This is a genomic window from Nocardioides baculatus, assembly GCF_016735675.1.
GTDB lineage: Bacteria > Actinomycetota > Actinomycetes > Propionibacteriales > Nocardioidaceae > Nocardioides > Nocardioides baculatus.
The window spans coordinates 382,005-394,665 of the sequence record NZ_JAERSG010000001.1; the positions used below are offsets into that span (position 1 = coordinate 382,005).

Genomic DNA, 12,661 nt, shown 5'->3' on the forward strand with positions numbered 1-12,661 from the left:
GGGACGGACCCACGTGAGACGTGGGTCCGTTCGTCATTTCCGGCTCCCTACAGTGGAGCGATGGCCCTGCTGACGTGCGACTTCTTCTCCGACGCCCTCGCGTTCGGGACCTCGATGACCGTCGTCCTGCCGCAGCCCACCGAGGAGCAGATCGGGGTGAGCGGGACGGGCTTCACGGACCCGCCCCGGGTGCTCTACCTGCTCCACGGGCTCTCCGACGACCACACCGCCTGGCTCCGCTACACCTCCATCGAGCGCTACGCCACCGCGCTCGGGTTCGCCGTCGTGATGCCCGCGGTCGACCGCTCGTTCTACGCCAACGAGAAGCACGGGCACCGCTACTGGGACTACGTGTCCGACGAGCTGCCGCAGGTCGTACGCCGTTTCCTCCGCGTCTCCGACGACCCCGCCGACACGTTCGTGGCCGGGTTGTCGATGGGCGGCTACGGGGCCCTCAAGCACGCGGTCACCCACCCCGAGCGCTACGCGGGCGTGGCCTCGCTGTCGGGCGTCGCGGACATCCGACAGCTCGGCGAGCGGCTCGACCGCGCCGAGATCGTCGAGCGGGTGTTCGGCGGCGAGCTGGGACCCGAGGACGACCTGTTCGAGCTGCTCGGCGCGGTGGACCCCGCTACGGCTCCGCGGTTCTACATCGGCTGCGGCACCGAGGAGGACCGGTTGATGGGGGCCAACGAGCGACTCGTCGCCGCGGCACGCGAGCGCGGGCTCGACGTCACCACCGACTTCCGGCCCGGCGTGCACGAGTGGGGGCTCTGGGACGCCCAGATCCAGGACGTCCTCACCTGGATGGCCGAGTCCTCACGGCGCTGAACTTTGGCACACTGCCCCCATGGCAGACACGGGCAAGCCCGCCGACGACGGCACGGACGAGGGACCCTCGCTGGAGATGCCCTCCTTCTCGCTCCGGCGGAGGAAGAAGACGGCACCGCCCGAGGAGGTCGCGAGCGAGGACGTTGCTCCGGAGTCCGAGCCCGAGCCCGAACCCGAACCCGAACCCGAACTGAAGCCCGAGCCGGAACCCGAGCCGGAACCCGAACCCGAACCCGAGCCCGAGCCGGAGCCCGAACTGGAGCCGGAGCCGGAGCCCCAGCCCGAGCCCGAGCCCGCACCGGTTCCTACGACCGAGCCCGAGCCGCAGCCCCTCCCCGAGTCGACGCCTGGGCCCGCACCGGTTCCGGCGCCCGAGCCCGAGCCTGCACCGGCGGCGTACGAGCCTCCGACCGTGGTCGTGCCAGTGGTCGACCAGGAGATCGAGGAGGACGCACAGCCTCGCGAACCCCGCGAGCTGCCGCTCTCCGGCCTGCCCGCCGCAGCGGCGACCGGTGTGGTGGTCGGCGCCCTGGCGGTGCTGTTCTGGTGGCTCGCGACGCGCGCGTGCGAGGCCGTCCGCGGTACGTCGTCGTGCGGAGGCGGCCCCGGCCTCCTGATCCTGCTCGTCGTGCTCGCACTCCTCGCGGTGTCCGGCGCGTGGCTGCTCGACCTCTTCGGCGAGCCGGAGCACGGTTCCACCAGCCTCCTGGCCGTCGGCATCATCGCGGTGCTGGTGATGGTCTTCCTGCTCGGCTCGCTGGACGAGCCGTGGGCACTGGTCGCCGTACCCGTCACCGCCGTCATCGGCTACTGCACGTCGTGGTGGGTCACCCACGCCGTCGTCGGCGACGACGCACCCCAGGAGGTCGCGGAGTCCCGCGACGTCCGCTGAGCAGGACCTGTCAGGCCCTCCCTGAACCTGTCAGGCCGTGCACGGGCCGACATGTCCAGTGATCCCCGGCTGACCGGGGATCACTGGACGACGCAGCGATCAGCGGGCGGCGGCGATCAGCTCGGCGATCTGGACGGTGTTGAGCGCGGCACCCTTGCGCAGGTTGTCGCTGCTGACGAAGAGCGCGAGCCCGCGGCCGTCCGGCACGCCCTCGTCGGCGCGGAGGCGACCGACGTAGGACGGGTCGCGCCCGGCAGCCTTGAGCGGGGTCGGTATGTCGTCGAGCTCGACGCCGGGCGCCGAGGCGAGGAGCTCACGGGCACGCTCGGGCGACATCGGACGCTCGAACTCGGCGTTGATCGCCAGCGAGTGGCCGGTGAAGACCGGGACGCGGACGCAGATGCCCGACACGGGGAGCTCCGGGATGCCGAGGATCTTGCGGGACTCGTTGCGGAGCTTCTGCTCCTCGTCGGTCTCGTTGAGGCCGTCGTCGACGATCGATCCGGCCATCGGCAGGACGTTGTAGGCGATCGGCTCGACGTACTTGACCGGGTCGGGGAAGGCGATCGCCGAGCCGTCGTAGGCCAGCTCACGGGCCTTGTCGCCTGCGGCGGCCACGCCGTCGTAGAGCTCCTCGACGCCGGCGACGCCCGAGCCGGAGACGGCCTGGTAGGAGGAGACCACCAGCCGGGCGAGGCCGGCCTCCTCGTGCAGCGGCTTGAGCACCGGCATGAAGGCCATGGTCGTGCAGTTGGGGTTGGCGATGATGCCGCGGCCGGCCTCGACCACACCGGACATCGCCTCGGGGTTGACCTCGGAGACGACGAGCGGGATGTCGGGGTCCTTGCGGAACGCCGAGGAGTTGTCGACGACGATCACGCCGGCCTCGACGAACCTCGGCACGAGGGCGCGGGACGTCGTGGCACCTGCGGAGAACAGCGCGATGTCGAGCCCGGTCGGGTCGGCCGTCTCGGCGTCCTCGACGGTGATGTCGCGGTCACCGAAGGGCAGCACCTTGCCGGCCGAGCGCGCGGAGGCGAAGAAGCGGACCTGGTCGGCGGGAAAGTTGCGCTCGAGCAGGATCTGGCGCATCGCGACGCCGACCTGTCCGGTGGCACCGACTATCCCTAACGAGACCATGCGGACTCCATCTCGGCACGGGGTCCCCGCGCGGTTGTGTGCGGGGGAGCGAAGCGGAGGAGCACAGAACCGCGTGGGGTGTGCTGTCCGGTGGCACCGACGATGCCGATGTTGACCTTCGTCATCGTCCGGTGCCTCCGTAGACCACGGCCTCGACCTCGTCGGCGTCCAGGTCGAACGCCGTGTGCGTGGCACGGACGGCGTCGTCGACGGAGTGCTCGTCGACGATCACCGAGATCCGGATCTCCGAGGTCGAGATCATCCCGATGTTGACGCCGGCCGAGGCCAGGGCGCCGAAGAACTTGGAGGTGATGCCGGGGTGCGAGCGCATGCCGGCGCCGATGAGCGAGACCTTGCCGATCTTGTCGTCGTAGAGCAGCTTGTCGTAGCCGACCTCGGCCTGGATCCGGGCCAGCGCGGTCATCGCGACCTGCCCGTCGGTGCGCGGCAGCGTGAACGAGATGTCGGTGAGGCTCGTCGCGGCGGCGGAGATGTTCTGCACGATCATGTCGAGGTTGATCTGGGCGTCGGCCAGCGCCTCGAAGATGCGCGCGGCCTCGCCGACCTTGTCGGGCACGCCGACCACGGTGATCTTGGCCTCGCTCCGGTCGTGGGCGACCCCGGCGATGATGGGCTGTTCCATGGTGGTCTCTTCCTGACCGGGCTTCGGGTCGTTGCTGACCCAGGTGCCCTCGAGCTGGCTGAACGACGAACGGACGTGGATCGGGATGCCGTAGCGACGGCCGTACTCCACACAGCGCAGGTGCAGGATCTTCGCGCCGCACGCGGCCAGCTCGAGCATCTCCTCGTAGGAGACCTTGTCGAGCTTGCGGGCGTTCGGCACGATCCGCGGGTCGGCGGTGAAGACACCGTCGACGTCGGTGTAGATCTCGCAGACGTCGGCCTCGAGCGCAGCCGCCAGGGCGACGGCGGTGGTGTCGGAACCGCCACGGCCGAGGGTGGTGATCTCCTTGGTGTCCTGGCTGACGCCCTGGAACCCCGCCACGATCACGATGTGGCCCGCGGCGATCGCCTCGGTGACCCGCCCGGGCGTGACGTCGATGATCTTGGCCTTGCCGTGCTGCGCATCCGTGATGACACCGGCCTGCGATCCGGTGAACGAGCGGGCGGTGAAGCCGAGGTCGCTGATCGCCATGGCGACCAGCGCCATCGAGATCCGCTCGCCGGCGGACTGCAGCATGTCGAGCTCGCGCGCAGGGGGCAGCGGGGTCACGGCGGCGGCCAGGTCGAGCAGGTCGTCGGTCGTGTCACCCATCGCCGACACGGCGACCACGACGTCGTGGCCGGACTTCTTGACGTCCACGATGCGCCGCGCGACGCGCTTGATGGCGTCGGCGTCGGCGAGCGAGGAGCCGCCGTACTTCTGCACGACAATGCCCACGATTGGTCCCTCGGAAGATCGGTTGCGACGGTGTCCGTCGACGCCGTCGGCGGCGGACGCAGCCAATTCTACGGCTGGGCGGCGGGCGCGCTCTCCAGCATCTCATCGGCGACCTCGACCTGCTCGGCGTCGGCCTCGAAGTCGGTGTCGAAGCGGTCGTGGGCGACGACGGTGATCAGCGCGTTGAGCGCCGCCCCTGCGAGGTTGCCCCAGTTGTTGACGTAGGAGAACTGCCACCACCAGAGCGCCTCGTCGACGTTGCCGGCGCGGAAGTGGCGCAGCCCGTTCTCCAGGTCGATGGCGATCGAGGCGAGGTCGTCGGAGAGCCGGCTCTCGACGACCTCGGGCACGTAGGGGTCGAAGACGAAGGTGTAGTCGTCGACACCCTCGAGCATCTCGGCGAGGCGCAGTCGCAGCTCGTCGATGTCGGCCTCGGGGCCGACGTCGGGCTGGAACTCCTCGCGCGGGGTGAAGTCGGTCTGGGCGCCCAGGCGCGCGCCGGCGAGCAGCACCTGGCTGATCTCTAGCAGCAGCAGGGAGATGGCCTGCGCACCGTTGCCCTCGCGCGCGATCTCGCGCAGCGCGAGCAGGAAGCTCGTCACCGAGTCGGCGATCTGCTCCTCGAAGCGGATCTTCTCGGTCTGATCGGTCTGGTCGGTCATTCGGCTGATCTCCTTCCGGCGAACGCTCGCCCGAGCGTGACCTCGTCGGCGTACTCCAAGTCTCCGCCCACCGGCAGTCCACTCGCCAAGCGGGTCACGCGCAAGCCCATCGGCAGCAGCAGGCGTGTGAGGTAGGTCGCGGTCGCCTCGCCCTCGAGGTTGGGGTCGGTGGCGAGGATGACCTCGGTGACCGTGCCGTTGGCCAGGCGGGGCATGAGCTCCTTGACGTGGAGCTGGTCGGGGCCGATGCCGTCGATCGGCGAGATCGCACCGCCGAGCACGTGGTAGCGGCCGCGGAACTCACGGGTGCGCTCGATGGCAACGACGTCCTTGTACTCCTCGACGACGCACAGCACGCTCGGGTCGCGCCGCTCGTCGCGGCAGATCCGGCACTGCTCGTCCTCGCTGACGTTGAAGCAGACCGAGCAGAACTTCACCTTGGCCTTGACCTCGATCAGCACGTCGGCGAGCCGGCGTACGTCGGTGGGCTCGGCCTGCAGCAGGTGGAACGCGATGCGTTGCGCGCTCTTGGGACCGACGCCGGGCAGCCTGCCCAGCTCGTCGATGAGGTCCTGGACGACGCCTTCGTACAAGGGAGGTCCTCAGCCCAGCGAGGGCGGGGTGAAGCCCATGCCGCCGCCGGACCCGCCGAGGCCCTCGGACAGCGGGCCGAGCGAGTCGCCCGCCAGGGCCTCGGACTTCGCCCGGGCGTCGCGGTAGGCGGCGACGATCAGGTCGGAGAGGTCGGAGAGGTCGTCGGGGTCGGTGCCGTCGAACTCGCCCGCACGGATGGTGACGCCGACCAGCTCGCCCACGCCGTTGGCGGTGACGGTGACGGCACCGCCGGCGACGGTGCCGTCGACGGTCTGGCGGGCGAGCGCGGCCTGCGCCTCCTCGAGCTGCTGCTGCATCTGCTGGGCCTGCTGGAGGAGGGCATTCATGTCGAAGCCGCCACCGAGGGCGTCGAACGGGTTCTGGGTCATCGGGTCTCCAGGTGAGGAAGGACGGGGGATCGGCTCATCAGTCGTTGCGGATCTCCTCGATCAGCCGGGCGCCGAGCGTCTGGCTGAGGAGGGACTCGGTGTCGAGCGCCGCCGACTCGGCGTCGCGGTCGTCGTCGCGGTCGACGTCGTCGTCGGCCGAGCGGACGGGCTCGGTCGGCGCGACCGGGCCGCCGGCGCGGGCCGCCTCGAGCGCCTCGCGAGCGGCATCGGCGGTGACCTGCGGCTGGGGATCCGGTGCCGGGGGCTGGACGGGCTCGCCGTTGGGGGCCTCGACCGCCGGCGCGGGACCACCCGTCACCCAGTCGGGCGGCGCGTCCGGCGCCGACGGGGCCGGAGCGGCGTCCGTGGCCGCGGGAGTGCTGGTGGCCGCCTGGTGCACGACGGGCGCCTGGGCCGACGCGCCGCTCGGGTCGACGATCGACTCGACCTTCCAGTCCATCCCGACGACGTCGATCGACGCCTGGCGGAGGATCTCGTCGCACCCGCCGTTGACGAAGGAGTCGCGCGCGCCCGCGTTGGCGAAGCCGATCGTGAGGCGGGTGGCGTCCACGTCGACCACGTGGGCGTGCTGCGAGAGCACCATCCATGCGAGCCGGCGACGGTTCTTGGTCTGCTCGAGGATGTCGGGCCACAGCCGGCGTACGTCGACGAGGCTGAGGCCGCCCTGCGGTCCGCCCGGCTGCTCGGCGACCGGCTCGTCGGAGGCGGGCGCGGGCGGGGCGGCGGCAGCGGGCTCGGCGACGACGACGGGCTCGGGGGCCGACGTCGGCATCGGCGGGGGCGGCGGCGGGCCGTCCTGCGCGGGGAAGGAGGTCGGCACCGGGGGCGGCGGCGCGGGCTCGTCGCGGACCGGTGCGGGCGCGGCCTGAGCGGCGGGGGCGGGAGCAGCGGCCGGGGCCTCCACCGGCGAGGCCGGCGGCGAGGCGGGCGCGGGCGCAGCGGCGGCGCGCGCGGCCGCGACCGGTGTTGCGGGGGCCGGCGTGCCGGTGACGTCGAGGCGACGCTCGAGCCGCTCGAGCCGGGCCATCACGCCGTCGGAGGTGTGGTCGGCGCCCGGCAGGAGGACGCGGGCGCACAGCAGCTCGAGCAGCAGCCGGGGCGCGGTGGCGCCGCGCATCTCGGTGAGTCCCGCGGCGACGATGTCGGCGGCACGGCTGAGCTCGATCGCACCGAACCGGGCGGCCTGGGCGACGAGCCGCTCCCCCGCGTCCTGCGGGACGTCGATGAGGCCGGTCGCCGGCGCGTCGGGCACGGCGGTGACGATCACGAGGTCGCGCAGGCGACGGAGCAGGTCCTCGGTGAACCGGCGCGGGTCCTGGCCGGTCTCGACGACCTTGTCGACCACGGAGAACACCCCGGCCCCGTCGCGGGACGCGAACGCCTCGACGACCTCGTCGAGCAGCGAGTCGGGTGTGAAGCCGAGCAGGTCGGTGGCGAGCTTGTGGGTCACCCCGGCCTCACCGGCGCCGCCGAGCAGCTGGTCGAGGACGGACAGCGTGTCGCGCGCCGACCCCGCGCCGGCGCGGACCACCAGGGGCAGCGCGGCCGGCTCGATCGCCACGCCCTCCTCGCCCGCGAGCTGGGAGAGGTAGTCGCTGAGCAGCCGCGGCGGGATCAGCCGGAAGGGGTAGTGGTGGGTGCGCGAGCGGATCGTCGGCAGCACCTTGTCGGGCTCGGTCGTGGCGAAGATGAACCGCAGGTGCGGCGGGGGCTCCTCGACCAGCTTGAGCAGGGCGTTGAAGCCCTGCGTGGTGACCATGTGGGCCTCGTCGATGATGTAGACCTTGTAGCGGTCGCGGACCGGCGCGAAGAACGCCTTCTCCCGCAGGTCGCGCGCGTCGTCGACGCCACCGTGGGACGCGGCGTCGATCTCGATGACGTCGATCGACCCCGGTCCGCCGCGCGCCAGGTCGCGACAGCTGTCGCACTCGCCGCACGGGTCGGAGATCGGCGCCTGCGCGCAGTTGAGCGAGCGGGCCAGGATCCGCGCCGACGTGGTCTTGCCGCAGCCGCGCGGGCCGGAGAAGAGGTAGGCGTGGTTGACCCGGTTGGCCGCGAGGGCGGCGCGCAGCGGCTCGGTCACGTGGTCCTGCCCGATGACCTCCTGGAAGGTCTCGGGCCGGTAGCGGCGATAGAGCGCGAGCGGTGACTCCACGTCGTGAACCCTAACCGGGCCCACCCACAGAGGACACCGCGCACGGCCCGGAGGTGAACCGGACGAGAGCCCGACGTGAGCCCGACGTGAGCAGGACATGCAAAGGCCCCCCACGCACCCGTCAGAGCTCACTTGCCCTTGCTGCCTTCCGGCCCTGGGGGATTGGGCGAGGTGACGCCGCGTGGGGGGTTGCGGGGAGTCTAGGCGAGCGCCGATCCGGCGCCCAAACCCAGGGGCGGCCAACCGCACCCCGGGCGATTTCACCGCGCTCCGGACGACCGGTACGCTCCTCGGCGGAGGTATCGCCTAGTGGCCTATGGCGCTCGCTTGGAAAGCGGGTTGGGTTAATAGCCCTCGGGGGTTCGAATCCCCCTACCTCCGCCGACACGTTGGCCCCGCCGCCCTGATGGGCGCGGGGCCTTCGTGATGAGCCAGCGCGTACGCCGGTCAGCGCAGCTGGGCCTTGAGCCCGTAGCGCCACTCCTCGGAGATCAGCAGGCTCCCCTCGTCGAGCCGCTTCTCGACGGCGTCGACCAGCATCCGCGAGGCGCCCTCGGGGTAGACGCGTTCCCAGGAGAGCTCCTTGCGGTGCTCGAAGACGTTGTGGATGACGCTGGTCATCAGCGCCTTGTCGATGGGCGGTGCGAGGAAGTTGCTGCCCGCGAGGAAGGTCTCGGAGCGGTCGGAGCCGAAGCGGAGCGTCACGCACGGCACCTCGAGCACGTTGGCCTCCTCCACGATGCTGCCGGAGTCGGTCACGATCACCGCGCACATCGACATCGCCGCGACGACGTCGAGGTAGCTGTCCCACACCGGCGTCGAGATCAGCGCGTCGCCGTACCTGGCCTCGAGGTCCTCGAGCCACTGACGGCGGCCGAAGTTGTCGATGGCGGCCTCGGTGCCGAGGAGGCGGATGAAGAGGATGTGGTGGCCCTGCTCGAGGAGCGCCTCCATCGCGTCCATCAGCAGGTTGAAGCGGTCGCGGTTGGTGGTGTTCTCGCGGCGGTGCACGCAGAAGCGTAGGAACGAGCCGTCGCCCATCTGCGGGAACTTCTGGAGCACCTGGTTCTTGTCGCTGCCGGCGATCGCCTGCGCGAGGGCGTCGACCACCGAGTTGCCGACGACGTCGATGGCCGCGGGTGCGAAGCCCTCGTCGACGAGGAACTCGCGGTTGAGCTCGACGGGCGCGGCGTGCAGGTCGGTGCCGGCGTCGGCGACGCGGGTGTTAAACTGCTCGGGCGACGGCTCGCGGCTGCCCTTGGACCAGCTGGTGCGGTCGGTCGACTGCTCGCGGAACGCTGCCCAGTCCAGGTCGGCGCCCTGGTCGAGCCAGCCCCGGAGCACCTCCGGCTTCGGCGAGAGGGTGCGCAGGCCCGCCTCGACGTGGACGAGCGCCTGGCGCTCCCCGAAGGTCGCGAGCGCGCCGGCCATCGCGGTCGTGGTGTCGCCGTGGACGTACGTGATGGGGAACCCGCCGCGCTCGGCGAAGCCGCGCAGGTAGAGCGCGAGCTTGGCGGTGATGCCCGAGACGAGGTCGTTGACACCGCCGCGCACCTCGAGGTTCACGTCCTCGCGCACGCCGAACTCGTCGAGCATCGACTGCGACAGGTTGTGGTCGTAGTGCTGGCCGGTGTGGCACAGCACCACATCGTGGCCCCGGTTCTTCAGCTCGTGGTAGATCGGCGCCTGCTTGATGATGTCGGGCTTGGTGCCGACGACGACGATGTGCTGGCTGTTCTCGTGGGACATGGGTTCCTTCGCGATTCGGGGAGAGCGGGAGGGCGTGGGTCAGAGGAGGTCGGGTCGGTGGCTCTCCGCGACCAGTGCGCGGAGGTGCTCGAGGGGACCGGCGCCCATCGCGCGCTGCTTGTCCATGACGTAGACCCCGTCGTCGTGCGTCACGACCACCAGGCCGGTGGCGCCGAGCACCACGACCGGCCGTCCGTCCATGCTGGCGACGAGCACGTCGTCGCTCTCGAGCTGCAGCGCGGGGCCGATGGAGTAGAGCTCCTGCTCGACGAGCACGTTCTGCAGCCGCTTCCAGGTGCCGATGTCGTTCCAGCCGAGGTGGCGCGGGACCACGAGGCACTCCATCCCGGCGGCGATCAGGGGGTAGAGCTCGTGGCCGCCGATCGCCGGGCCGGTGTAGCCGTTGACGTCGGGCCGGTCGGCGGCGAACTTCTCGATGGCGTCGAAGACGAGCGGCATCGCGGCGCGGTAGGCGTTGCACGCCTCCTGGACCCGTACGCCGTAGCAGGCGGTGTTCCAGTAGAGCCCGCCCTGGTCGCCGAGCTCGTCGATCGTCGCGGGGTCGGGCTTCTCGTAGAAGCTCGTGATCACCTCGACGGTCCCGCCCTCGCCGGCGGTGTGGATGTAGCCGAGCGTGCCGTCGAAGCCGGTCGGCTCGGCACCGAGCACGATCATCGACTGCGGGCTCGTGCCGAGCTGGGTGAGCATGTCGCGCGAGGCCTGGTTGAAGGCCGCGTCCTCGGTGATGAGGTGGTCGGACGGGGCGACCAGCGCCGGCGCGTTGCCGTACTTCTGCGCGAGCGTGGCGATGCTCAGCGCGAAGGCGGTCGCCGGGCCGGCCGGGTCCTCCTCGAGGATCAGGTTCTCCGGCGGCACCGGTCCGAGCGTCGCGCGCGCCGCGTCGGCGAACCGGGCGCGGGTCGAGACGTGGATGCGCGACGGGTCGACGATCTCGCTCAGCCGGTCGATAGTGCCGGTCAGCAGGGGCCGCCCGCCGACGACGGGCTGGAACTGCTTGGGGCGTCGGTCGCGGCTGATCGGCCACAGGCGCGAGCCCTGGCCCCCGGCCAGGATGACGGCAACCGGCTCGTCGGACGTGTCAGTCATGGGTAGGCACTCGCGATCGTGTCGGAGCTGACCTGCGTCACTGCGATCAGCCATGGGCGGGTTCCGGGGGCTCGGAGGTCGTGCTCTGACAACGGGACGACGCCGTCGAGGGTACGCGGCGCGCTGGTGCGCCAGATCGTGGACAGCCCTGCGGCCAGCGACGCCCGTACGCCGGTGACCGAGTCCTCGACGGCCACGCATCGGGAGGCATCGGTGGCGAGCGCGGCCATCGCCTTGAGGTAGACCTCGGGGTGGGGCTTCGCGTGCTCGACGTCGAACGCCGACTCACGCACCTCGAAGACGTCGTCGAGGCCGATGCTCAGGAGCGCAGCATCGATGAACGCCCCGGCCGAGGACGACGCGACGGCAAGGGTGAAGCCGGCGTCGTGGAGGTCGCGGGCTGCCTGCACGCTGTCGTCGATCCGACGCGGCTCGACGGCGATGCGTCGCGATGACGCGGCCACACAGGTGTCCGTCGCCTCGCCGAGCCGCTCGGGGCTCAGGGGCGCGAGGGCCGGCAGGTAGGCCCGCACAAGTGACTGGATGGTGTCCGGCACCCGGCCACCCTCGTAGGCGACCAGCTCGTCGTCCGGGATCCCCAACGGTTCGAGACCCGCGCCGACCGCCAGGGCGTCGATGGTCTCCCGGAATCCCGCCCGCCAATGGACCTCGGAGTCGACGAGGATGCCGTCGAGATCGAAGATCACGCATCGCCCATCGGTCATGGCGCTGCGACTCCTGCCGGCCGCGACCCGTCGGCGAACGGGGAGCTCTTCTGCAGGGCGTCGTAGCACCGGACGATCGAGCCCAGGTAGCGCTTGAGCCGGACCAGCGACAACGCCACGGAGCAGGCGGTGAGGACGAGCGCGCCGACCAGGAGGGCGGCGCGGAGGGCCACCGCCTCACTTCCCGCCGCTGCGACGATGCTGACGAGCAGCACCGCAGAGAGGACCGCACCCGTCAGCGCCACGGCCCGGGCCGGGTTGCGGCGGACCTCCGTGAGCCAGAGCTGGAGCGCGCGGGCCCTGGCGGCTGGTTCGGGGGCCAGCTCCGACGCTCCCGGAACCTGCTCCCCGACCAGCCACAGACGAGCGGCGACGCAGGACGCGAGCACCAGGACGACCAGCAGCACACCGTGGACGGCCAGGTCGTGCTTGCCCGAGATGACGGCCACGTCGATGAGCAGGGCGAGTGAACTGATCCCACCGCTCAACGCGGCGGCACGCTCGATGCGCAGCCGCTTGAGCTGGCCCTCGACCTGGGCGCTGAGCGCCGGGCTGTGCGCCAGCACGTACATCCGGAACTCCTCGCGCTGGTTCTCGTAGTGCGCGACCTCCGAGTCGTGCGCCGCCTTGACCGCCGCACCGGGTACGGCGACCCCGAACTCGCGGGCCCGGAGCTTGGCGAAGGTGAGCTCGCCGAGCCCGTGCTCGAACATGATGCGGCTCATGCCCTCTGCGAGGATGCCGAGCGCGTAGATGAAGGCGACGCCCACCACCGGCAGCAGAGCGCCGAGGGAGGAGAGGAACGGCAGCTCGTCGGGCAGCTCGGCGAGGTCGGGCCGGACCACGACGTAGCCGAGCAGGAGCAGCGAGAAGAGGACGAGCACGCCTGCCACGACGAACTCGATGACTTCCGCGATGTACTTGGCCAGGTCGCCCACCACTCCTCCTCTCGCTGACGGCCGTCAGACGCAGATTCCATCACGTCGGGAGCGGC

At 71.2% G+C, this 12,661-nt stretch carries 12 protein-coding genes, 1 tRNA gene and 1 other RNA gene; 3 read left to right on the plus strand and 11 right to left on the minus strand.

Annotation, left to right across the window (positions count from 1 at the left end; genetic code table 11):
* Nucleotides 1-60 precede the first annotated feature (60 nt).
* Together JI751_RS01895 and JI751_RS01900 are read left to right on the plus strand one after the other, a co-directional pair.
* Nucleotides 61-831: an alpha/beta hydrolase gene (locus tag JI751_RS01895; protein WP_201932733.1), complete on the plus strand. Its 771-nt coding sequence runs from the start codon at nucleotides 61-63 to the stop codon at nucleotides 829-831.
* A gap of 19 nt (nucleotides 832-850) precedes the next feature.
* Nucleotides 851-1,723 (plus strand): hypothetical protein, encoded by an 873-nt coding sequence (locus JI751_RS01900; RefSeq protein ID WP_201932736.1) that lies wholly within the window; start codon nucleotides 851-853, stop codon nucleotides 1,721-1,723.
* 99 nt (nucleotides 1,724-1,822) lie between these two features.
* Here JI751_RS01900 and JI751_RS01905 read toward each other — a convergent pair whose 3' ends face one another.
* From JI751_RS01905 to ffs, 7 genes are all read right to left on the minus strand, one after another.
* A complete protein-coding gene (locus JI751_RS01905) occupies nucleotides 1,823-2,863 on the minus strand; it encodes an aspartate-semialdehyde dehydrogenase (RefSeq protein ID WP_201932738.1) in 1,041 nt (346 codons plus the stop codon).
* A gap of 121 nt (nucleotides 2,864-2,984) precedes the next feature.
* Nucleotides 2,985-4,265 (minus strand): aspartate kinase, encoded by a 1,281-nt coding sequence (locus JI751_RS01910; protein ID WP_201932740.1) that lies wholly within the window; start codon nucleotides 4,263-4,265, stop codon nucleotides 2,985-2,987.
* Between the two features lie 68 nt (nucleotides 4,266-4,333).
* Entirely contained in the window at nucleotides 4,334-4,927 is a 594-nt protein-coding gene (locus JI751_RS01915; RefSeq protein WP_201932742.1) for a DUF5063 domain-containing protein, read from the minus strand.
* Nucleotides 4,924-5,520, minus strand: coding sequence for a recombination mediator RecR (gene recR / locus JI751_RS01920; RefSeq protein WP_201932743.1), 597 nt, complete (start codon nucleotides 5,518-5,520; stop codon nucleotides 4,924-4,926). Before recR ends, JI751_RS01915 begins: the two co-directional genes overlap by 4 nt.
* A gap of 9 nt (nucleotides 5,521-5,529) precedes the next feature.
* Nucleotides 5,530-5,910: a YbaB/EbfC family nucleoid-associated protein gene (locus JI751_RS01925; protein WP_201932746.1), complete on the minus strand. Its 381-nt coding sequence runs from the start codon at nucleotides 5,908-5,910 to the stop codon at nucleotides 5,530-5,532.
* A 37-nt stretch (nucleotides 5,911-5,947) separates the two neighbouring features.
* Nucleotides 5,948-8,086 carry a DNA polymerase III subunit gamma and tau gene (locus JI751_RS01930; RefSeq protein ID WP_201932750.1) on the minus strand — a complete coding sequence of 713 codons (2,139 nt, stop codon included), beginning with the start codon at nucleotides 8,084-8,086 and terminating at the stop codon, nucleotides 5,948-5,950.
* Nucleotides 8,087-8,187: 101 nt separating this feature from the next.
* Nucleotides 8,188-8,277: signal recognition particle sRNA small type (gene ffs, locus JI751_RS01935), an RNA gene on the minus strand.
* A gap of 104 nt (nucleotides 8,278-8,381) precedes the next feature.
* Between ffs and JI751_RS01940 the strand changes: the two genes are divergently transcribed.
* Nucleotides 8,382-8,467 (plus strand) — tRNA-Ser (locus JI751_RS01940).
* A 66-nt stretch (nucleotides 8,468-8,533) separates the two neighbouring features.
* On the opposite strand, the gene JI751_RS01945 is transcribed toward JI751_RS01940, so the two are convergent.
* Genes JI751_RS01945 through JI751_RS01960 form a run of 4 tightly spaced genes read right to left on the minus strand, consistent with a single transcriptional unit; the run spans nucleotide 8,534 to nucleotide 12,605 of the window.
* Nucleotides 8,534-9,835: a UDP-N-acetyl glucosamine 2-epimerase gene (locus JI751_RS01945; protein ID WP_201932756.1), complete on the minus strand. Its 1,302-nt coding sequence runs from the start codon at nucleotides 9,833-9,835 to the stop codon at nucleotides 8,534-8,536.
* 39 nt (nucleotides 9,836-9,874) lie between these two features.
* Nucleotides 9,875-10,942 (minus strand): sugar phosphate nucleotidyltransferase, encoded by a 1,068-nt coding sequence (locus JI751_RS01950; RefSeq protein WP_201932757.1) that lies wholly within the window; start codon nucleotides 10,940-10,942, stop codon nucleotides 9,875-9,877.
* Nucleotides 10,939-11,649 (minus strand): HAD family hydrolase, encoded by a 711-nt coding sequence (locus JI751_RS01955; RefSeq protein WP_201932759.1) that lies wholly within the window; start codon nucleotides 11,647-11,649, stop codon nucleotides 10,939-10,941. Before JI751_RS01955 ends, JI751_RS01950 begins: the two co-directional genes overlap by 4 nt.
* 14 nt (nucleotides 11,650-11,663) lie before the next feature.
* The gene (locus JI751_RS01960; protein WP_201932760.1) at nucleotides 11,664-12,605 is read right to left on the minus strand and encodes a hypothetical protein; all 942 of its coding nucleotides are present in this window, start codon (nucleotides 12,603-12,605) and stop codon (nucleotides 11,664-11,666) included.
* Nucleotides 12,606-12,661 lie beyond the last annotated feature (56 nt).